The sequence below is a fragment of the Rhodothermus bifroesti genome (assembly GCF_017908595.1).
GTDB lineage: Bacteria > Bacteroidota > Rhodothermia > Rhodothermales > Rhodothermaceae > Rhodothermus > Rhodothermus bifroesti.
Genome location: NZ_JAGKTL010000001.1, coordinates 226,504 through 246,272, shown reverse-complemented (window position 1 = coordinate 246,272; position 19,769 = coordinate 226,504). Strand labels below are relative to the sequence as shown.

The 19,769-nt window shown below is 56.6% G+C and carries 18 protein-coding genes; 10 read left to right on the top strand and 8 right to left on the bottom strand.

The features are described 5' to 3' along the window. From J8E65_RS00925 to J8E65_RS00910, 4 genes are all read left to right on the top strand, one after another. Positions 1-2,922 (top strand): TonB-dependent receptor domain-containing protein, encoded by a 2,922-nt coding sequence (locus J8E65_RS00925; protein ID WP_210373526.1) that lies wholly within the window; start codon positions 1-3, stop codon positions 2,920-2,922. Positions 2,923-2,950: 28 nt separating this feature from the next. Continuing rightward, entirely contained in the window at positions 2,951-4,174 is a 1,224-nt protein-coding gene (locus J8E65_RS00920; RefSeq protein ID WP_210373525.1) for a RagB/SusD family nutrient uptake outer membrane protein, read from the top strand. A 99-nt stretch (positions 4,175-4,273) separates the two neighbouring features. Further along, complete coding sequence (locus tag J8E65_RS00915) at positions 4,274-6,082, top strand: GWxTD domain-containing protein (RefSeq protein WP_210373524.1); 1,809 nt, start codon at positions 4,274-4,276, stop codon at positions 6,080-6,082. 17 nt (positions 6,083-6,099) lie between these two features. Then, complete coding sequence (locus J8E65_RS00910; RefSeq protein ID WP_210373523.1) at positions 6,100-6,438, top strand: MGMT family protein; 339 nt, start codon at positions 6,100-6,102, stop codon at positions 6,436-6,438. Here the strand turns inward: J8E65_RS00910 and aroA are convergent. Both aroA and add read right to left on the bottom strand, forming a co-directional pair. Then, on the bottom strand, positions 6,435-7,736 hold the full coding sequence (gene aroA / locus J8E65_RS00905) for a 3-phosphoshikimate 1-carboxyvinyltransferase (protein WP_210373522.1): 1,302 nt from the start codon (positions 7,734-7,736) through the stop codon (positions 6,435-6,437). The genes J8E65_RS00910 and aroA overlap by 4 nt on opposite strands. Before the next feature lie 15 nt (positions 7,737-7,751). Continuing rightward, entirely contained in the window at positions 7,752-8,831 is a 1,080-nt protein-coding gene (gene add, locus J8E65_RS00900) for an adenosine deaminase (RefSeq protein WP_210373521.1), read from the bottom strand. A gap of 203 nt (positions 8,832-9,034) precedes the next feature. Between add and tatA the strand changes: the two genes are divergently transcribed. The 5 genes from tatA (at position 9,035) to J8E65_RS00875 (ending at position 14,158) form a co-directional block, all read left to right on the top strand. Further along, positions 9,035-9,313, top strand: a complete 279-nt coding sequence (gene tatA / locus J8E65_RS00895; protein ID WP_210373520.1) for a twin-arginine translocase TatA/TatE family subunit — start codon at positions 9,035-9,037, stop codon at positions 9,311-9,313. 17 nt (positions 9,314-9,330) lie between these two features. Continuing rightward, a complete protein-coding gene (gatA, locus tag J8E65_RS00890; RefSeq protein WP_210373519.1) occupies positions 9,331-10,803 on the top strand; it encodes an Asp-tRNA(Asn)/Glu-tRNA(Gln) amidotransferase subunit GatA in 1,473 nt (490 codons plus the stop codon). A gap of 22 nt (positions 10,804-10,825) precedes the next feature. Further along, positions 10,826-11,704 carry a succinate--CoA ligase subunit alpha gene (gene sucD / locus J8E65_RS00885; RefSeq protein WP_210373518.1) on the top strand — a complete coding sequence of 293 codons (879 nt, stop codon included), beginning with the start codon at positions 10,826-10,828 and terminating at the stop codon, positions 11,702-11,704. Between the two features lie 13 nt (positions 11,705-11,717). Continuing rightward, positions 11,718-12,317, top strand: a complete 600-nt coding sequence (gene yihA, locus J8E65_RS00880) for a ribosome biogenesis GTP-binding protein YihA/YsxC (protein WP_210373517.1) — start codon at positions 11,718-11,720, stop codon at positions 12,315-12,317. 101 nt (positions 12,318-12,418) lie between these two features. Next, positions 12,419-14,158, top strand: a complete 1,740-nt coding sequence (locus J8E65_RS00875; RefSeq protein WP_210373516.1) for a SulP family inorganic anion transporter — start codon at positions 12,419-12,421, stop codon at positions 14,156-14,158. Positions 14,159-14,164: 6 nt separating this feature from the next. On the opposite strand, the gene J8E65_RS00870 is transcribed toward J8E65_RS00875, so the two are convergent. The 6 genes from J8E65_RS00870 to truA all read right to left on the bottom strand — a co-directional run bounded on the left by J8E65_RS00870 (position 14,165) and on the right by truA (position 19,390). After that, the gene (locus J8E65_RS00870; protein ID WP_210373515.1) at positions 14,165-15,172 is read right to left on the bottom strand and encodes a YpdA family putative bacillithiol disulfide reductase; all 1,008 of its coding nucleotides are present in this window, start codon (positions 15,170-15,172) and stop codon (positions 14,165-14,167) included. A 79-nt stretch (positions 15,173-15,251) separates the two neighbouring features. Beyond that, on the bottom strand, positions 15,252-15,728 hold the full coding sequence (gene tadA / locus J8E65_RS00865; protein ID WP_210373514.1) for a tRNA adenosine(34) deaminase TadA: 477 nt from the start codon (positions 15,726-15,728) through the stop codon (positions 15,252-15,254). Positions 15,729-15,757: 29 nt separating this feature from the next. After that, the gene (locus J8E65_RS00860) at positions 15,758-17,011 is read right to left on the bottom strand and encodes an arginine deiminase family protein (protein ID WP_210373513.1); all 1,254 of its coding nucleotides are present in this window, start codon (positions 17,009-17,011) and stop codon (positions 15,758-15,760) included. 60 nt (positions 17,012-17,071) lie between these two features. Beyond that, on the bottom strand, positions 17,072-17,257 hold the full coding sequence (locus J8E65_RS00855) for a hypothetical protein (RefSeq protein ID WP_210373512.1): 186 nt from the start codon (positions 17,255-17,257) through the stop codon (positions 17,072-17,074). Between the two features lie 13 nt (positions 17,258-17,270). Then, a complete protein-coding gene (locus J8E65_RS00850; RefSeq protein WP_210373511.1) occupies positions 17,271-18,587 on the bottom strand; it encodes a Kelch repeat-containing protein in 1,317 nt (438 codons plus the stop codon). Further along, positions 18,572-19,390, bottom strand: coding sequence for a tRNA pseudouridine(38-40) synthase TruA (gene truA, locus J8E65_RS00845; RefSeq protein WP_237181495.1), 819 nt, complete (start codon positions 19,388-19,390; stop codon positions 18,572-18,574). The genes J8E65_RS00850 and truA overlap by 16 nt, the downstream gene beginning before the upstream one ends. Here truA and J8E65_RS00840 point away from each other — a divergent pair. Further along, a complete protein-coding gene (locus J8E65_RS00840) occupies positions 19,389-19,769 on the top strand; it encodes a HEAT repeat domain-containing protein (RefSeq protein ID WP_210374021.1) in 381 nt (126 codons plus the stop codon). The two genes, truA and J8E65_RS00840, sit on opposite strands and share 2 nt — an antisense overlap.

Here is a 19,769-nt window from a genome sequence, read left to right as displayed (position 1 = left end):
ATGCTCTTCGTTTTATCGCCAGTGTGGGTAGCCTATGCGCAGCAGGGTGTCATTCGGGGTCAGGTGATAGACCGGGATACCCGTGAAGGGTTACCGGGAGCCAACATTGTGGTGCAGGGGACCACACTGGGTGCAGCTACGGATATTGAGGGGCGCTATGAGATCGCAAACGTACCCGCAGGGACCTATACCGTATCGGTTTCCTATGTAGGGTACCGCTCAGCGCAGCAGCAAGTCAGTGTTGCCGCAGGCGCTACAGTAACGCTGAACTTTTTGCTGGAGCCTGACGTCCGGGGCTTAGAAGAAATTGTGGTTACGGGCGTCGCTTCTCGTACAGCCAAAGCTATTGCGCCGCTGGCCGTCTCGCGGATTAACACGGCCGATCTAGAGGTGGTGGGACAGTACAGCTCGGTCTCACAACTCATTAGTGGTAAAGTGGCTGGACTGCAGATTGTGAACCCTTCGGGTAACCTGGGCGGTGGCTTTCGGTTTTTCATGCGTTCGGGTGGTGGGCTCTACGGTACCGGCCAGCCTGTGGTTTACATCGATGGGGTACGCGTCACCAATATCGAAATCGGTGGCTTTGGCGTTGGTGGCCAGCAATATTCTACCTTAGCTGGCTTGAATCCTGAAGATATCGAGTCGATCGAGGTCATCAAGGGTCCAGCAGGCGGTGCGCTCTACGGTACCAGTGGCCAAAACGGCGTCATCCTCATTACAACGAAGCGGGCTCGCCGGCTTGCTAACGCGTTGCAGGTAGACTACCGTTCGACGTTTGGCTACAATACGCAGGCCCGCAAATACGATCCTGACATCTACATAACTGCTGATGCGGCCAATGCGCTGTTCCGGCGCGGGCCCATCCAGGATCACGCTCTATCCATCCAGGGCACAGCGGGCTGGACGCGCTACTACACTTCGCTGGACCTCCGTCGGGAAGAAGGACACTTGCCCAGCAATGCATTGAATCGGCGGGCCTTTCGGGCCAACTTCGATGCCTATCCTTCGGATAGGGTCACGGTGCGGGTAAGCTCGGCTTTCTCGCTGACCGAAAACGATCGCCCCCAAAATGACAACAACATTTTCGGCTATTTGGGCAACACGCTGCTAACGCCGATCACATGGTATTTCACCGATAGCGCTGCTGTTCGGGCAATCGAAAACAAATTCCGCGAAAACCGCTTTGTGGGCTCCATCGAAATGATCTGGTCTCCGATTGCCCAACTAGAGCTGCGTGGCGTGATGGGCTACGATGGGCTCGACACGCGCAACGATGCCACCTATCCGCCTATCTACAGGTATAGCGGACGGGTTCGCGGCGAGCGTAACATCTACCAGCTGAGCCGTAACCAGTTTAACTACGACCTCAGCGTGCGTTATAGCTATACCTTGCCGAACCAAATTCGCGCGACCACCATTACGGGTACGCAAGCGTTCATTGTGACGCAGCGTACGTTCTGGGTGACGAAGCAAAACTTTGGCTCGGAGCTGGTGAAAAACATTGGCTCGGGGCTTGATTTTATCAACGCCAACGAAGGCTTTACCAACGCGCGCGAGGCTGGCGTTTTCCTGCAGCAGGAGTTCAACTGGCAAGACAAGCTCTTCCTGTCGGGTGGTTTTCGCTGGGACTTTGCAAGTGCCTATGGTCGTGATGCGGGCGATATCTTCTATCCCCGGGCAGACCTGTCGGCACGCCTTGATCAGTTAGGCTTCCTGCCCGGCTTTTTTAACCAGTTTAACCTCTTCAAGGCCCGTATTGCTTATGGAGAATCGGGCGCGCTGCCTGGCCTTCTGGACGGTCAGCCGCTTTTGTGGGCGCCTACACCCCCGTCGGGGTATGGCGTGGGGCTGGTCGTAAGCCGCTTTGGCAACACGGCCATCAAGCCAGAGCGCACACGTGAGATTGAATTGGGCCTTGACTTTGAGTTCCGGGGTGGGCATGGCGTGGAGCTAACCTATTATCGCCAATACACCTCAAATTCGATTGTGACCTTCCTGCTGCCACCTTCTGGGGGCACAGGCGTGAACTCAGGAGGTATTCCCCGGAACGTAGGCCGCATCGATGGATGGGGACTAGAAACAGCAGCCTATGCTAACCCCATTCGCACACGCAATGTGCAGCTTTCCCTGAATGCTACCTTTACCTGGCAGGACAACAAAGTAAGAAGCCTAGGCGGCTCGTCGCCCATCTTCGATGCCTTTAGCTTCACGGTGATCGACGAAGGACTGCGGCGCAATACGTTCTACGTGCCGAAAATCAAAGGCCCCCGCTATGATAATCAAGGCCGTTTCGCTGGGGTAGAGTTGGAGAACAACGGGGAACGCTTCGATCATGGAACTCCCATTCCACGGTATACGGGTGCCATTGGAATGAACTTGCGCCTGTTCCGGGTGCTTACACTGACGGCCAACTCCCGCTATGCGCTTGGGCATAAGGTGCTCAACTATACGCTGGCGTTTACCTCGCGCACGGGCGACTTCATGAACCACCGGGAATACCTAGAGCTGCGCCGCAAGCTGGGCTTATCGATTGGCCAAAATGTCCCGCGGGAGCTCTGGGAGCCTATTACACCGCTGACACCCGGAACGCCTGAATACCAGCAAGCGGCTGAACGGTACGTACGCCTGCTGGGGACCAACAACGAGGTGGAAAACTACATCGAGCCTGGAGATTTCTGGAAGCTCGACGAGGTGGCCATCAGCCTGGATGCTACCTCGTGGTTGCGTCGCCTGACGCGCTTCCCGGGGCTGCGGTCTTTTGTGATAACCGCCGCAGGACGCAATCTGCTGATTGCGACCAAGTATCGCAATCCTGATCCTGAGGTCAACTTTAATGGTGGGATTACCACCACCAACGGTCAGGACTTCCTGACGTTGCCTGGACCGCGTGTCTATACCTTAGGGGTACGCATTGGGTTATAAACGACCACCAACCTACAGGCAAACAACCATGAAACGATATATTGCTCCCATAGCCGCCTGGATTCTGGTGGCCGTAGGACTGAGCTTTACAGGGGGGTGCAGCAACTTTGTGCAAGACATTGAGCCCCCTATCGATGAAGTCCAGGACCAATTCTTGGACGAAAGCCAGATTCCCTACGAAATCATTGGCTTGCAGCAGCAGTTTGGGCAGGGGTATGGGCAGTCGGCCATGCTAGGGGATCTGCTCTCGGATCAGTGCTTTTTTGACACCCGCGTGCAGAATGCCACGTTCCCTACCTATGCCAATATCGATCAGGGCAACCCCTTGCGGGATAACAACTCGACCACAGCAGCAATGCTGCCGCTGGGGCGGGCTTACTATATCTCTAAGGACCTGATCGAACGGGTAAATCGGATTGGGACGTTCCAGGACGAGTCGCTGCGGCAACAAGCGCTCTACAATGCCTACCTGTACGGTGGCCTAGTGCGCTTCACCTGGGCTTCCTACTATGGCCTGGGCCCAGACCAGGGAGGGGGATTTGATGAAGGGGGAGGACCTTTTGTCCCCAGTGCCCAGCTGTATGACCGGGCTGTAGCGCTCTGGACCGAGGCGTTGCAATACGCTAATGAGGTGCAGCAGCGGACGCTTTACTCCCTGATTGCCCGTGCGCATTTGTACAACGGTAAGTATGCCCAAGCCCGTGACGCAGCGCAGCGAGGAATGCGGCCTGGGGATGCCCCGTTTGTAGCGCGCTACTCTACGCAGGACAATAACCCCTGGTATTTTGGAGGTGGGCGTGGGCGAACGCAGATTGTGGTGGCCGACCGTTTCCAGGCCTATTTGGCAGCAGATCCTGCGGAGGCCTCCCGTATTCCTATTGAACGGGCTCCATCAGCTGCAGGCACTGTTTTCTACCGCCAAGCCAAGTATCCGGACCGGGAATCGAGCTTACCGATCATCACGTGGCAGGAAAACCACCTGATGCTGGCTGAGTTGGCCCTGCGTCTGGATAACGATGCTACGAGGGCCCTTACGCTGGTCAACGAGGTGCGGGCTTCCCGCAACCTGAGCCCCTTGAGTGCTGTAGACCTCGACGTTATTTATGTAGAGCGTGACAAAGAGCTGTTTGTGCAAGGTCAGCGGCTCATGGACCAGCGGCGTTTTAACCGGTGGCATTTGCCGGCGGGCACTTGGAAATACCTAGAGATCACGGAGCGTGAGCGCTTAAGCAATCCCAACTTAGGCGGATAAAAGAACGCGGCAACAAAAACAGAAGCGGGGAGTCCAGGTCGGGCTCCCCGCTTCTGTTTTGGCGTATGCCTTATGAACGCAAAGGCTTCCGAAGGTATTATGGTGCGCTGGATAAGCTGGGGCATGCTTTGGATTAGCTTGCTGCCTAGAGCACAGGCGCAAGAGCCCCAGAAAGAACTGGCGGTAGCCGAGGGTCCAACACGCGAAGAACGGCTGGCTTGGCTGGAAGCTGCCGATCGGTACATTCGTGATGTCTTTACGCGTCAGGACCGGCTGCAGTATCCGGAGGCTGCGCAGCGCTACCTACGCATGCTGACACTGCTGGACGATTCGCTCACGGAGGCGGAAGCGCGTATTCTTGCCCCACATGTGCAAGCCCTAGAGGCCATTTATCCAGATGCGCGGCGTAGTCTTTCTGGCGCTGCTTTGCAGCGTTGGTGGCAATGGCAAGATCCGCGGCCGGCTACGCCACGAAATGAGCGTTTGGAAGAGCATCTGGAGCGTTGGGCTTATGCGATACGTCACTACAGCGTAGGGGGTAAATTGGATGATCGGGGGCTTGTGTACGTTTGCTACGGCCCTCCTAGCCGAAAAACGTCCGTTCGTTTAGACCATGCCCGCTACCGACAGCAGGTTTTGGATCGGGAGCCTACACTAAGCCTAAGCGGATTCCCAGAAAACGAATTCTGGGTTTATGCTCACCTTCATAAAGACCTGCATTTCCTTTTTGTCCGGAAGGGGGCTGAGGGTTATCGCATCGGGACTTCTGAGGAGCTCATTCCGCGCGGCCTCTACCAAAGTCCGCGGCGCGTTATGGCCCTGCTGCGCACGCTAGAAGAGATTTACCGACAGCTTTCGATCTATCACATTGACTATGGGATGCTCTATGACGAACTCGCCACCTATATTACTGCCGTAGAAAGTCGCATTCCACGGCCTGAATTGCCCTCGGCCGTTGCTTTTGCTCAGGGCATACTTTCTAAAGTCCAGCAGCAAGACCTTACGGTACGTGAGCGCCAGCAAGCATTGCGCCCGCCTTTTTATTCGAACGTGCTCGAGGAAGTCGATACCTTAGCGATTCAGCTTCGCATAGCCCGTTTTCTCAATCCCGATGGAGTAACGCGCACCGAGGTTTACTGGTCTGGTCCAGTGGCGACATTTCGTTTGTCAAAAGCGCAGCAGCGGCGACTAGAGCGGCAGGGCGTCGATCCTGCGCAAGCGGCCTATGTGTTGGAAAGTTCGCTTTTGCAGTATGATGCCGATTACCGCATCACTGCTCCGGCCAAGTTTTATTATCGTTTAACTGCTGCAGCCCTTGAGCAGCTGCAGGGCTGGCTGGCACCTCAGCGCTACGTGGTAGAAAGCCCGCGTGATCTATATCATCTGGCCTTTGAAGTGGATCAATACGCGACGTTGCCCCATCGTTTTTCGCCTGAACAAGCTATTCTGGTAAAGCTTTTTGCAATCCGCTTGGATTCGCTAAGGGCACTTAAGGCCGATCCGGAGCTTTTGGAGATGAGCGATTTGCTTCCCCTCTGGTATGATGCTGCAGCAAGCGACACGTTGCCTGGGCGGCCCTATCCATTTGTGCAGCTAAGCCCAGAGGTGCCGCTAGCGCTGTATTTTGAGGTATATCATTTACGGCTTGGAGCAGGGGAGCGTACGCGCTATGAGGTTGCCTATGAAGTGCGGCGTCGGGCAGAAGGTGGGCTGTTGCGGCGAGGTGAACTCGTACAGATAGGTTCACGGACCGTTTATGAAGGGACAAGCCGCAAGGCACGAGAGTATATTGTTTTGGATTTACAGACCTGGAAAGATATGCGGTCGGTAGAGGTAGTTGTTCGGGTTCGGGATTTGCATTCAGGTCAGGAAGTATGGCGCGCCATCAATTTCGAGCTGATCTCGTAAAGCAAAACCCGCGCAAATTGTCGCAGGCAGTGCAAGGAGATTTTTTTGAGCGTGTTTGGGCGGTGGTGGCGCAGATTCCACCAGGGCGGGTGACGACCTATGGGCACATTGCGGCATACTTAGGTGCGCGCAGTGCAGCGCGCACGGTGGGTTGGGCGCTCAATGCGGCAGCTGGATCGCATTTGCCCTGTCATCGGGTGGTCAACCGTCGGGGAGAGCTAACGGGTCGCATGCACTTTGAGGGGCCTTTTGTGATGGAAGAGCGTTTGCGTAGTGAGGGCGTCACGTTTACCGAAGACGGTCGGGTGGATTTGTCGCGTCATTTATGGATTCCAGGCCAGGATGAAGCGGCCTAGGGGTTGGCTGGAATAGGTCGGCCAGCCAGGCGATCTAGCACCTCCCAGAAGCCGGGGAAAGAAATGCGGGCGCATTCGGCCCCTTCGATCAGGGTTTCGCCCTCGGCAACCAGTCCGGCTACGCCCATGGCCATAGCAATGCGGTGATCGTCGAAGCTACGCACGGTGGTTCCCCGTAGCCGACAGCGTCCCTCGATGGCTAGTCCATCGTCGAACACTTCGACACGTGCCCCGAGGGCTTGCAGGTTTTCGGCCATGGCAGCAATGCGATCGGTTTCTTTGACGCGCAGCTCGGCAGCATCGCGGATTTCGGTGCGGCCATGGGCACAGGTAGCGGCTACAGCCAGCACTGGAATCTCATCAATCAGGTTAGGGATAATCGTTCCCGCTACCTGCACACCGTGTAGTGTGCTGCTGCGCACTACAAGGTCTGCGATCGGCTCGCCACCGTAGACGCGTTCATTTTCGACCTGGATGTTGGCGCCCATGGCCCGGAGTACGTCGAGCAAGGCGCTGCGGGAAGGGTTCAGTCCCACCCCAGGTAGGCGGATTTCACTGTCGGGTACAAGGGTGCCAGCGACCAAAAAGAACGCAGCTGCCGAGAAGTCGCGCGGGATAGCCCAAGTGCGTGCAGGAATGCGCATACCGCCCTGGACGGTCAGGTAGCGTTCGCCGTTTAGCTCTACCACATTTAAGCCCAGCATGCGTTCGGTGTGGTCCCGCGAAGGTACGGATTCGATGACGGTCGTCTCCCCTTCAGCAAACAAGCCAGCCAGCAGGACGCAGGACTTGACCTGAGCTGAGGGCACAGGCAGGCGATAGGTAATGTTGCGTAGCGGGCGGCAACCCTGAACGTAGAGGGGGGGGTGCCCATCGGTAAGCGTGACCACAGCGCCCATCTGGCGCAGTGGTGCTGCAATGCGTTCCATAGGGCGGCGGCTTAGCGAAGCGTCGCCCACGAGGGTACTGGCAAAGGGTTGCCCCGCCAGTATACCCGCCAAAAGTCGCATTGTGGTGCCCGAGTTGCCGCAATCAAGGGGTTGGTTGGGTGCTCGCAAGCCTTCTAAACCGCGGCCTTCTACCACTAGGATGCCGTGCGCATCTTCATAGATGGGCACGCCCAGCTGGCGCAGGCAGGAAAGCGTCGACTGCGGATCGGCAGCTGAAGGGTAGTTCACCAAGCGTGAGGTGCCGTCGGCTAAGGCTGCCAGCAGGGCTGCCCTATGGGCAATGGATTTGTCGGGCGGAAGCTCAACAAGGCCTAGTAAACTTTGGGCTTGAGAGACGCGACGTATCATGGACGGCGATAAAGCTTAGTGGGTAAGGCTTGGCTGTGTTGGGTCGGCTGTAAGCTGCTTGAGCGACGCTTCCACGTTGCGCAAAAGATCCTGTTTCTCATCCCAGTGTAAAAAGGCGTGCCGGAATCCGTTGAGCACGACTTCTCGGAGTTGTTGCACACTTAGGCCACAGGCAGTGTGCGCACGCCACAATTCTTCGGTCATGGTGGTACGGCTGAAGAGGCGATTGTCCGTGTTGATGGTCACGGCCAGCGAATGCTCTACGTAATACCGGAGCGGATGGGTGGCATAGTCGGCAACGGCTTTCGTCTGCACGTTGCTTGTAGGGCAAATCTCCAAGGGAATTTGATGATCGAGCACGTATTGCAAGAGGTCAGGATCTTGGTAAAGCGTGACGCCATGGCCAATGCGATGGGCGCCGCAGTAAAACAAGGCCTGATGGATGGAATCCGGTCCCCAAGACTCTCCAGCATGGACCGTTAGGTTGAGCAGATGGTTGCGGGCGTAGTAAAAGGCGTGCAGGTGGTGCTTAGGCGGGTGTCCAGCTTCGCCACCGGCCAGGTCGAAGGCCACTACGCCACGTTTGCGATAGGCTACGGCCAGCTCGGCTGTACGTAGCGAGAACGTTTCCGGTAGGTGGCGCAAGCCGCAAAGAATCAATCCGATGCGTAGGCCAAAGTCGCGTTCAGCAGCCCGCAAGCCATCAAGTACGGCTTCATTGACCTGTTCGAGCGTTAAGCCTTCTTCGGTGTGCAGCACCGGCGCATAGCGTACCTCGAGGTAGCAGACGTTTTCTCGGGCAGCGTCTTCGGCCAGTTCGTAGGCAATCCGGCGGAGCGCCTCTCGCGTTTGCATCAGGGGGACCGTGTAGCGAAACCACTGCAAATAGGCCTCTAGCGAGGCCGAGGTATCGACCTGCTGTAAAATCTCTGCTAATCCTTCAAGACTGTCGGCAGGGAGGAGCGCAGTTTTTCCCTGTTGGCGGGCTAGGTCCAGAAGTGTTTCCAGACGCAAGGAGCCATCTAAGTGGCAGTGCAGCTCTGCCTTAGGCCAAGCCTGAAGGGCCGTTTTGGAGAGCAAGGCAAAAGTTTGCATAGCAACTTTTTGCTTAGAAAAAACGGTCGTGGCTGCAGGGGGTTTCTGGGAGGCGGAACCCTAGCTTAGGGCGGTCGTTTTGGCTTTGCCAACCGGTGTGATCTTTTGTAAGATTTTGCCATGGTAAGGGGAGAGGTTGCGTAAATTTTTCTATTATTGATTCCAATACGAGACCGCCCGCAAACTTTCGCTGAGGTGACGTCATGTTTGGCAACATCGGTGCGACTGAGCTTTTACTGATCTTTTTGGTGGTCCTTCTGGTTTTTGGGGCTAAGCGTATCCCAGAGATTGCGCGTGGACTTGGAAAAGGCATTCGGGAATTTAAGGAGGCTACGCGGGAGGTTTCGCGTGAGCTTTCTGTAGAGGTAGAAGAAAGGCCACAGATTCGGCCACCACAGCAAGGGACAGCGACGGCGCGGACGACTTCCTCGTCGACGCAGCAATCAGAGTCGGCACAGCAGCCGGAGTCGACGCAGAACTGACCCCGTCTGATCGCGTTATGGAGTATGTGACGTACGCCGACGCCCGTCGGGCGCTGGAGCAGGGTGAGACCAGTTGCGAAGCGCTGGTCTCTTCTTTTTTGGAGCGCATTGAGGCCGAAAATGCTCGGCTAAACGCCTTCATTTCCGTAGATGCAGCTGGTGCGCTTGCTCAGGCACGAACGCTGGATCAGCGTTTGCGCCAAGGGGAACCGTTGCCGCCTCTGGGTGGATTGGTGCTGGCGGTAAAGGACGTGATTTGCATCAAAGACCAGCGCGTCACCTGCGGCTCGCGCATGCTGGAAAACTTTGTTTCCCTCTACGACGCCACAGTCATTGAGCGCTTGCGCGCGGCAGGGGCGATTTTTATTGGCAAGACCAACTGTGACGAGTTCGCCATGGGCTCGTCGAACGAAACATCGTATTTTGGTCCGGCGCGTAACCCGATCAACCCAGACTACGTGCCTGGGGGGTCTTCCGGGGGATCGGCCGTGGCGGTTGCCGCAAAAATGTGCCATGCCGCACTAGGCAGCGATACTGGGGGATCTATTCGTCAGCCAGCCGCCTTTTGTGGGGTTGTAGGTCTTAAGCCTACTTATGGGCGCGTCAGCCGCTATGGATTGGTCGCTTATGCCTCATCTTTGGATACGATTGGGCCTTTTGCGCACACGGTTGAAGATGTGGCCCGGCTACTGCAAGTGATGGCTGGGGTTGACCGCTGGGATTCGACCAGCGCGCCGGTAGCTGTGCCCGACTATGTGGCAGCGCTGGACCGCCCCATGCAAGGGTTGCGGATTGGATTGCCGCGTGAATACTTCGCCGAAGGCCTGGATCCGGAGATCCGCCAGGTGCTCGAAAAGCGCGCTGCGCAGCTTGAAGCTGCTGGAGCCGTAGTGCAAGAAGTATCGCTACCGCACACCGAATACGGCATTGCTGCGTACTACATTCTGGCCACAGCGGAGGCTTCAAGTAACTTGGCGCGTTATGATGGCATTCGCTATGGCTACCGCGCCGATGTGCAGCAGATCCGACGTGAGCTGGCCGAAAGCGGTAGCGACGACGCGGTAATCTATCGTCTCTATGTGCGCTCTCGTAGCGAGGGTTTTGGAACTGAGGTCAAACGCCGCATTATGCTGGGCACCTACGTGCTCTCGGCGGGCTATTATGAAGCTTATTATGCCAAAGCACAGCGGGTACGCCGGTTAATTCGACAGGATTTTGACCGGGCTTTTGAGCAGGTCGATGTGCTGCTTACGCCGGCTTCGCCCACCCCGCCTTTCCCTCTGGGGAGCAAGCTCTCGGACCCACTCGAAATGTACCTCAGCGATGTCTACACCGTGACGGCGAACTTAGCTGGCATCCCTGGTCTGGTGGTACCTGTAGGTACGCATTCAAGTGGCTTCCCTGTGGGCGCTCAGCTTTTGGGACGGCATTTTGACGAGGCCACCCTGCTACAGGTAGGAAAAACGCTGATGGAGCTTAGCACCCTATAAACAGGCTAAACCTCAGAAAACCATGAGCATTTTGGTTGACCGACATACACGTCTGGTGGTACAGGGCATCACGGGTAAAGAAGGGACTTTCCATGCCCAGCAGATGATTGAATACGGGACCAACGTTGTGGCTGGCGTTACTCCAGGCAAAGGCGGGCAGAAACACCTAGATCGGCCTGTTTTTAATACTGTGGCAGAGGCAGTAGAAAAAGAAGGCGCCAACACGTCGATTATCTTTGTGCCTCCTGCCTTTGCAGCGGATGCTATCGTAGAAGCTGTCGATGCTGGTATTGAGGTAATTGTGTGCATTACAGAAGGCATCCCGGTGCGGGACATGATCCCGGTCTATCATTATGTGCGGCAAAAAGGGGCTAAGCTTATTGGTCCCAATTGCCCTGGTGTGATTACGCCTGGCCAGGCGAAAGTAGGCATTATGCCAGGGATGATTTTTAAAGAAGGGACCATTGGTGTTGTGTCGCGCTCAGGTACGCTGACCTACGAAGCCGTAGACCAGCTGACGCGTATGGGATTGGGGCAGAGCACGGCGGTTGGGATTGGGGGCGATCCGATTATTGGGTTGCGTTTTACCGAGGTGCTCCGGTTGTTTCAAGACGACCCAGAAACAGAAGCGGTGGTGCTGATCGGCGAAATCGGCGGTACGGCTGAAGAAGAAGCCGCGGCTTTTATTAAGGCCTACATGACCAAGCCTGTCTTTGCGTTCATTGCCGGTGCAACGGCTCCTCCGGGACGACGGATGGGCCATGCAGGTGCCATTATTGCTGGTGGGAAAGGCACGGCTGAAGAAAAATTCAAGGCGCTAGAAGCAGCTGGGGCTGTTGTGGTACGCAACCCGGCGCTTATTGGCGAGACCGTCCGCGAGCATTTGGGAGTGCAGGCATAAAAGACGCTCAACCGTGAAAAAACCTGCCGCGCGTTTTCTGCGCAGCGTGACGCGCTGGGAGGATTTGCCGGTCGAGGGGCTGCCCGAAGTGGCTTTTGCTGGACGATCGAACGTAGGTAAAAGCTCCTTGATCAACGCGCTACTTCGGGCTCCTGGCCTGGCTCGCGTTAGCAGTACGCCGGGCAAAACGCGCCAACTCAATTTTTACCTGGTCGATAACCACCTTTATTTTGTAGACCTTCCTGGCTACGGCTTTGCGCGTGCGGCTCAGGCTGAGCGGCGTGCATGGGCGCAGCTCATCACACGCTATCTGCAAGAGCGTCCTACGCTAGCGCTTGTTGTGCATTTGGTCGACAGCCGCCATCCGCCTACGGCCCTAGATGAAGCCATGATGGACCTCATGCGTGGCCAGCACGTCCCCTACCTGATTGCGCTGACTAAAGCCGATAAAGTGTCTGCTCCCCGGCGCGTGCAGGCTACGCGCCAGGTAGCGCAGGCGTTAGCGAAGCGGGCGCTGGAAGTCCCTGTTGTCGTGACCTCTGCGCACACAGGCTTAGGCCTTCGGGAGCTTTGGGGTTGGATTGCGCAAGTAGCCTTAGGCAGGCAAAGCTAAAGCCGAAGAGCTTTTGCGGTTTTAGGTTAAAATTCTCGGATCTTCTTGAGGTCGACAAGTACAAAGACCCGTTTTTTTTTCTCACAAAGCTTTTCTAACCCATGCCCCAAAGTAAGCTCGAACCTAAGCTGCTAACTGTTCTTCGTGAAGGGTATACCAAGGAGCAGTTCATAAAAGATCTTAGCGCAGGGGTTATTGTAGGGATTGTAGCCTTGCCGCTGGCAATTGCATTTGCGATTGCTTCAGGGGTAAAGCCAGAGCAAGGACTCTACACCGCCATTGTTGCTGGTTTTTTGATTTCCTGTTTTAGCGGTAGTCGGGTCCAGATTGGTGGTCCAACGGGCGCTTTTATTGTTATTGTCTATGGGATTGTGCAGCAGCATGGCTATGCAGGGTTAGCCGTGGCAACCCTGCTGGCGGGTTTGCTGCTGATGGTGATGGGGTTGGCGCGTTTGGGCACCGTAATTAAGTACATCCCATATCCGGTCACGGTAGGTTTTACGGCAGGTATAGCGCTGATCATTGCTGCCGGGCAGCTTAGGGACTTTCTGGGCCTGCAGATGTCTTCGGTGCCTGCGGCGTTTATTGAAAAATGGGTGGCCTATGGAGCGCATCTTCACACGTTTAATCCCTATGCGGTAGGGGTTGGGTTGCTGACCGTGATGATCGTGGTCTACTGGCCGCGTCTAACCCATCGGGTGCCTGGATCTCTGATCGCCTTGCTGGTGACCACGGCGCTGGTGCATTTGGGGAACCTTCCTGTAGAGACCATAGGAAGCCGGTTTGGTGCGGTTCCCAACACGCTTCCCAAACCAGTATTTCCTGCGATTTCCTGGGAGGCTTTACCTGAGCTGTTCTCGCCTGCGCTGACGATTGCGCTGCTGGCAGGTATCGAATCGTTGCTTTCGGCGGTTGTGGCCGATGGGATGACAGGCCGGCGGCATCGCTCCAATATGGAACTCATCGCCCAAGGCATAGCAAATGTTTTCTCTCCGATTTTTGGAGGTATTCCTGCTACTGGAGCGATTGCACGGACGGCCACGAACGTCAAAAATGGGGGTCGTACGCCCATAGCTGGTATGATCCATGCCTTGGTGTTGCTGCTTATTATGCTCTTTTTTGGTAAATGGGCCGCTCTGGTGCCCATGGCTACGCTGGCGGGTATCTTGCTGGTGGTGGCTTACAACATGAGCGAATGGCATCTGTTTGTGAAGCTTTTCCGTGGGCCTAAGAGCGATGTGCTGGTGCTGCTAGCCACGTTTCTGCTTACGGTACTGGTAGACCTGACCGTAGCCATCCAAGTTGGTGTTGTGTTGGCTGCTTTACTCTTTATGCGCCGTATGGCCGAAGTAACGCAGATGAGCTATGTTACGCGTTCTCTTTTAGAAGAAGAAGAGGAAGAAGATCCTAATCCCCTTCGAACCCGTTTTATCCCAGAAGGGGTCGAGGTGTTTGAGGTGAACGGGCCCTTTTTCTTTGGGGCAGCGGACAAGTTCAAGGATGCGTTACGTCAGGTGGAAAAGCCTCCGCGGGTACTTATTCTGCGCCTGCGCAAGGTGCTTTCTTTGGATGCTACCGGACTGATGGCACTGGAAGATTTGTTGGACCGCACACGTCGAGAGGGGACTGTGCTGATCCTTTCTGGGGTGCACGCGCAGCCCTTGGTAGTGATGCAGCGGTCAGGGTTTCTGAATCGGGTAGGAGAGGAAAACGTTTTTGGGAACATTGACGACGCGCTGAACCGGGCGTATGCCGTGTTGGGACTTCCGGCGCGTGAGCGTCCCCCGGATGCAGTTCCTGAAGTGCGGCGTGAACAAGCGACCGCAACGCCAGCCCACTAAAAGAGGCTACTCGGCGGTTTTCCAGTGCTGACCGTCGAGGGCAGGTGCCTCGGCAACACGACCCGTAGCAATGTGCTCCATGATGCGGCTAGCGTGAAAACGGCCATTTTCAATAAACCAGCGGCTGGTGTTTAGGCCCCCGCAAACCGTTCCAGCCAGATATAGACCTGGTCGGTTGGTCTCAAACGTTTCTGGGTTATAATAAGGTGTGCGGGCTGGGTCGTCGCCGATCTGGATACCAAGGCGCGCGAGAAATTCGAGATCAGGCCGGTAGCCAGTTAAAGCCAGTACCCAGTCGTTTGCGATTTCCAGCTTTCCGTCGGGCGTTTGGAGCAACAGGCTGCTGGGGCGAATTTCCAGCACGCGCGTGTTGAAAAATGCCCGAATGCTGCCTTCACGAATGCGGTTTTCGAGGTCCGGGCGAATCCAGTACTTGATTTTGTCCGAAAGCGATGGACCTCGGTGGATAAGGGTCACTTCAGCACCATGGCGGTAGCAGCTTAACGCAGCTTTGGCTGCTGAATTGCGCCCGCCAATCACAGCTACTTTTTGCCCCGTATAAGGGAAAGGCTCTTTGAAGTAGTGCGAAACCTTAGGGAGGTCCTCCCCAGGTACGCCTAGGTAGTTCGGAAGGTCAAAAAAACCCGTAGCGATCACGACCTTGCGCGCGGCATAGGTCCCCTTTTCCGTAAGGACAGTGAAAGCACCATCTTCGCCCGTGACCTGCAGCACGCGTTCATAGAGCCGAATGCGCAGCTGCTCGGCGGCTGCAACGCGTCGGTAGTACTCGATGGCTTCTTCACGTGTTGGTTTGTAGCCCTGCGTAGGAAACGGATGCCCACCGATTTCCATGAGCTCCGGCGTGGAGAAGAATTCCATGTTGGTTGGATATCCCAGAAATGAGTTTACCAAGGCGCCTTTTTCGATAATCAACGCCTCCAGACCACGCCGACGGGCCTCAATGCCACAGGCCAGGCCTACTGGACCTGCACCAACGATGACGACATCCCACATCTTACCTTTGGAGGGCTAAGCAACTTGCAAAGCTGTACCGCGGCTTGCCAAGCAGGGTTTCGCGCGATGCTGTGAAGTCTTAGTTTGGGCTGCGGCGTTGGCGAAAAAAGGCTTGTAGCAGTGCCGAAGCCCGATCCGCTTCTAAGCCTGAAAGTACCTCTACTTGGTGATTCAGGCGAGCGTCTTGGAGCAGGTTGTACAACGTCGAAGCTGCCCCAGCTTTTTCATCAAATGCTCCAAAGACGACGCGGTCAATCCGGGCCCAGAGAATAGCTCCTGCACACATGGGGCACGGCTCGAGGGTGACGTAAAGCGTGCATCCGTTCAGGTATTTCGTGCCTAAGGTGCTGCAGGCTGCCGTGATGGCTAGCATCTCGGCATGCGCTGTAGGATCTTTGAGCTGCTCAACGCGGTTGTGGCCCCGGCCGATAATCCGGTCGTTTTGGACAACCACAGCGCCTACCGGCACTTCCCCTTCTTCAAAAGCACGTTCGGCTTCGCGCAGGGCCACCTCCATCCAACGCCTGTGGGGTGCTAACAAGCGATCTAAGCTCATGGCAAGGGACGGATTTGCTTTTAGGCCGCTTAAGACTGCCGCGCCAGGGGAAGTGTCATGCAACGTGGGCCCCCACGGCCACGCGATAGCTCATTGCCTTCCAGCTTGATGGCCAGTTTTTCTTCACCGGGCTCGAAGGGACTTTCCGCATAGTATGCCAGAAAGCTCTCGGCGGTGACAACGCGATAGCCGTGGCGGCGCATTTCTTCGAACGTATAATGGTTGCGCTCGTAGCCCACCACAACACCAGGGGCCAGGGCAAAAAAGTTTGCCCCGTCGGTCCACTGCTCCCGCCGCTGGTGTATGGGGTTGCTCCCACCGCAAGGAATAAACGTCAGCTTGCGATCGAGCAGCGCCTCCAATACGGCTTTAAGGTCGGATGGCATTGCTGTAAGGATGCGTTCTGGCGTGTCGGTCCGCATCAGGTGGAGCAAATGCCCTTCCTGCTGGAAGATCGGGGGAAAGACGACGCATTCATCGGGGGAGACAAACGTAAATACGGTGTCGAGGTGCATGGAGGCACGTTGTTTGGGCAAGTCGACCACCAGCACGTGTTGTACCGAGGTGTGGGCAAACAGCGCTCGGGCTACATGAGCCACCCCACCTAGGGAGGTTCGTTCCGAGTGTCCAAGAAGAACGACCTCGGGCGAAGCTACCAATAGGTCGCCCCCTTCAAAGGTCACGCCTTCTGGCAGGTAGAGGATGCGGTCACGTAGCCCGGCAAAGCTGGGATGGTGTTCCAGGATAATGCGTAAGATAAGGCTTTCGCGGGCCCGTACAGCGGTAGCTGGGTGACTGACGATCAGATGGTCGTCCACGACGGCAGCCAAGTCGCGGGTAAAGAGCAAATTGGGCAGGGGCAGAGCATTGAGCGGGAGCGGGCTCTGCCCGGTGAGCGCAAAGTGCAGTAAGGCTTCCGGAGAAAGCGCCCGCAGCTCACGGGCAAAAGCCTGCAGATTCGCTTCCGGTTGCAGTTGGCAAAGCTGTTCGACAAACTGCATACGTGCGTCCTCTACAGCAAACGCTTGCTGTAGCAGCTCGGTGATTTGCAGTACGGCGCCTTCAGGGCCTACGACCTTTTCGAAGAGCTGGCACAGGCAGCGATGTTCTGCCTGCGCTTCTTCTAAAAAGAGGAGATCATCAAAAAGCAGCGTCAGCCGGTGTTCAGGAGCCACCAGCTCCAGCTCAGGTCCAGGTGTGTGGACAATCACCTGGTGTAGCCGGTCCGTTTCGGAGCGAACCGCAAAGCTTAGCGGAGGCAGTGCAGAGGTACGTTGGGGCATGTGGTTGCAGATTGTCCCATGGAGGCCAGGGTCCAAAATACGTCGGAAGCCCTTCGAAGGTCAGCGCCGACGAAGCAGAAGCTCAAAAAAACGGAGCACCACAAGCACGATCATTAAGACCAACAAGATCTTTAGGCCGATCTTCAGCAGCGCAGTGGCCACTTGAAGGATCACGCCCAGCAGCGTGGCTGCTACAAGCAGCACGATCACTACAATCAGTGCGCGTAAGATTTGCTGAAGGTCCATATTATAGTTCTGGTCAAAACGGCATCAGTTCCACCATTTCGGTCACCGACAGGCCCTGGCCGTCGGGTCCAAAGCCGCCTGTAATCAGTATTCGGAAATTTTCTAGGAGGGTTGCACTGGCGTTAAACCGAGCTTCCAGGGGAAGCGTTCGATAGCGAAAGAAACGATTCGCTGTCTCAACGTACAACAGGGGATACGTATAAGTTTGGGTAGGCTGGCCGTTAAAGCCCCCGAGGATCATCACGACTCCCGGTTTTATGGAGACAGCTGTGGCAAACTGGCGCGGTTCAGGTAGGGGTGGAGCGCTGAGAAGATCAATAGGTCCCGCAGGGTCGAGCCGCAAGCGAAACGTTTGGATTTCCGGGTGTTCTGTACGAGAAAGACTGCCGGCTACAAGGAACCGCGTTGTATCTGGATCCAGAGGGGCCATAATGTGGCCGGCTAGCGGTGCAAGGTAATAGCCGATTCCGGGCGTCAGCAACCGTAGAGAGTCGGGATAGACCTCAAAGGTGATCAGGTCGCTGGCTACGCCCAATTCGGCAGCATCACGGCGCAGGCGGCGGTATCCTCCGAGGACTTCTAAGAACCAGCGGTCTGCGTGGTGACGCAGAGCGGTAGTATGCCAGGCCCGGGCAGCGGTGGGAGCAATAGGAAAGATGCGCCCCCTACCCGCGTGCAGGTCAAAAACTTCGGCATTGGGGCGCAAATCGTCGGCTGTTTCTGGGCGTCCCTGGAGGCTACCGCCCAGAAGGATTAAGCGGCCGTCAGAAAGCAACGTGGCCGTGTGGCCTGCCCGCGGTTCTGCGAGCAATCCTGGAAAGCGCGTAAAGGCAGGATTGCCGGGTGTCCAGGCGTAAAGCTGACGGCTGGCGGGGCCATTCCAAGTGCTGGCCCCACCGACAAAGAGCAAACGGCCATCGGGCAGGCGGGTCAGCGTTCCAGCTCCACGCCCTCCCACCAAGGGGGGGCCAGGGTATAGCGTTGCCTGAAGACGTAGAGCCCAGATCGTATCGGTAGCCGATACCCCCTGCTCGTCCACTGCAGTTAAGCGCAAGCGGTTAAGTCCCCAGTGCAGCTTTACGATTCCCTTCCATACGGCTCGTAGGCTGTCATAGTGCAGAGGCTGGTTTTCAAGGGTGACCCCGGCGATGCGCCGAAACGAAGTCGCCCGCACTTCGAGCATGAGGAGCGAATCGGTGTGCACTTCTGAAAAGTCCGGTGCCAAGATTTCAATCTCAGGTACGCGCGCAGGCACAAACGGTCGTTCGCACCCCATGAGCACCAGGATTGCAGCTGCGAGGCCCCGTAGCGTTTTTACGTAAGTGGCCATGGGTCCTCCAAGTAGCCAACAGCCTCTAAAACCAATCCATGGGCCGGTGCAGCCGGGCCCGCTAAACGTCGATCGCGCTGTGCAAGCAGTTCGGCAAGTGCTGTCTCTTCGCGTTGACCACGTCCGATTTCGACCAAAGTGCCCACAATAGCGCGTACCATGCCGTGCAAAAAGCGATCGGCTATGATCTCGAAGTGCCAGTCACCCGGTCTGGGATCCGGTACCCAGCGCGCTAGGTACACCGTGCACAGACGGTTACGGGTGGCCGATTGCGTGCGGCAGAACGTCGTAAAGTCATGCGTTCCCAAAAGCGCTTGTGCAGCCCGGTTCATGCGCGCAAAGTCAGGTGCTGGGCGCAGGTACCAACGCAGGTGGCGTTCGAGGGCGCATGGTACAGTGGCTACGTAGTAGTGATAGCGGCGCCATCGGGCATCATAGCGGGCATGAAAATCCTCAGCGGCCAGCGTGACCGCACGGATGGCAATGCTGGGCGGCAGCAGTCCGTTTAACGAACCCTGCAGGCGCTTGGGATCAATGGTTTGCCGCGTGCGAAAATGGGCCACCTGTCCGCGGGCGTGCACGCCCGCATCGGTACGGCCTGAGCCTATGACGCGCACAGGCTCGCGCAGCACCACGGCTAGCGCTGCTTCCAACGCGCCTTGAATGCTGGGACCCTTGGGCTGGATCTGCCAGCCGCTAAACGTTGTTCCGTCGTACTCAATCAGTAATCGATAGGTAGGCACGGCCACTTCGGCATTGCGTCGATGTACGCCGGCGTGACCGAAGTGTTGCCCTGGGCTCATGGTGACGTTTTTCTGTCCCTACTGCTGGAAAGAAGTGCCGGCCGAAGCCATCGTGTGCCCGCACTGCGGGGCTAAGCTCGAGGCATTTGCGCAAGTACCTTATGAGGAAAAGCTCCTCCATGCCTTAGCGCATCCAGTGCGGGAGTCCCGCCTACTGGCCATTCGGCTACTTGGCCAGATCCAAAGCCGTGCAGCATTGCCTCATTTTAAGCAGCTATTGTGGTCTGAAACGGACGTATATATACTGCAGGAAGTATTGCTGGCACTTGAGCGGTTAGCTACAGACGAGAGCCGCACATTGCTAGCTGATGCAGCTGCTCGGCATCCGCTTCCGCTTGTCCGCCATTGGGCGCAGCAGTTGTTGGCAAAGCCACATTGA

What these genes read in the sequence shown, in the direction of transcription:
- truA (WP_237181495.1), bottom strand. Translation starts at nt 19,390, where the DNA reads ATGAGCCCAGGGCAACACTTCGGTCACGCCGGCGTACATCGACGCAAT.
- add (WP_210373521.1), bottom strand. Translation starts at nt 8,831, where the DNA reads ATGCAAACTTTTGCCTTGCTCTCCAAAACGGCCCTTCAGGCTTGGCCT.
- aroA (WP_210373522.1), bottom strand. Translation starts at nt 7,736, where the DNA reads ATGATACGTCGCGTCTCTCAAGCCCAAAGTTTACTAGGCCTTGTTGAG.
- J8E65_RS00850 (WP_210373511.1), bottom strand. Translation starts at nt 18,587, where the DNA reads ATGGCCACTTACGTAAAAACGCTACGGGGCCTCGCAGCTGCAATCCTG.
- J8E65_RS00920 (WP_210373525.1), top strand. Translation starts at nt 2,951, where the DNA reads ATGAAACGATATATTGCTCCCATAGCCGCCTGGATTCTGGTGGCCGTA.
- tatA (WP_210373520.1), top strand. Translation starts at nt 9,035, where the DNA reads ATGTTTGGCAACATCGGTGCGACTGAGCTTTTACTGATCTTTTTGGTG.
- J8E65_RS00860 (WP_210373513.1), bottom strand. Translation starts at nt 17,011, where the DNA reads ATGCCCCAACGTACCTCTGCACTGCCTCCGCTAAGCTTTGCGGTTCGC.
- J8E65_RS00925 (WP_210373526.1), top strand. Translation starts at nt 1, where the DNA reads ATGCTCTTCGTTTTATCGCCAGTGTGGGTAGCCTATGCGCAGCAGGGT.
- J8E65_RS00915 (WP_210373524.1), top strand. Translation starts at nt 4,274, where the DNA reads ATGGTGCGCTGGATAAGCTGGGGCATGCTTTGGATTAGCTTGCTGCCT.
- J8E65_RS00840 (WP_210374021.1), top strand. Translation starts at nt 19,389, where the DNA reads ATGGTGACGTTTTTCTGTCCCTACTGCTGGAAAGAAGTGCCGGCCGAA.
- sucD (WP_210373518.1), top strand. Translation starts at nt 10,826, where the DNA reads ATGAGCATTTTGGTTGACCGACATACACGTCTGGTGGTACAGGGCATC.
- J8E65_RS00870 (WP_210373515.1), bottom strand. Translation starts at nt 15,172, where the DNA reads ATGTGGGATGTCGTCATCGTTGGTGCAGGTCCAGTAGGCCTGGCCTGT.
- tadA (WP_210373514.1), bottom strand. Translation starts at nt 15,728, where the DNA reads ATGAGCTTAGATCGCTTGTTAGCACCCCACAGGCGTTGGATGGAGGTG.
- J8E65_RS00875 (WP_210373516.1), top strand. Translation starts at nt 12,419, where the DNA reads ATGCCCCAAAGTAAGCTCGAACCTAAGCTGCTAACTGTTCTTCGTGAA.
- gatA (WP_210373519.1), top strand. Translation starts at nt 9,331, where the DNA reads ATGGAGTATGTGACGTACGCCGACGCCCGTCGGGCGCTGGAGCAGGGT.
- J8E65_RS00855 (WP_210373512.1), bottom strand. Translation starts at nt 17,257, where the DNA reads ATGGACCTTCAGCAAATCTTACGCGCACTGATTGTAGTGATCGTGCTG.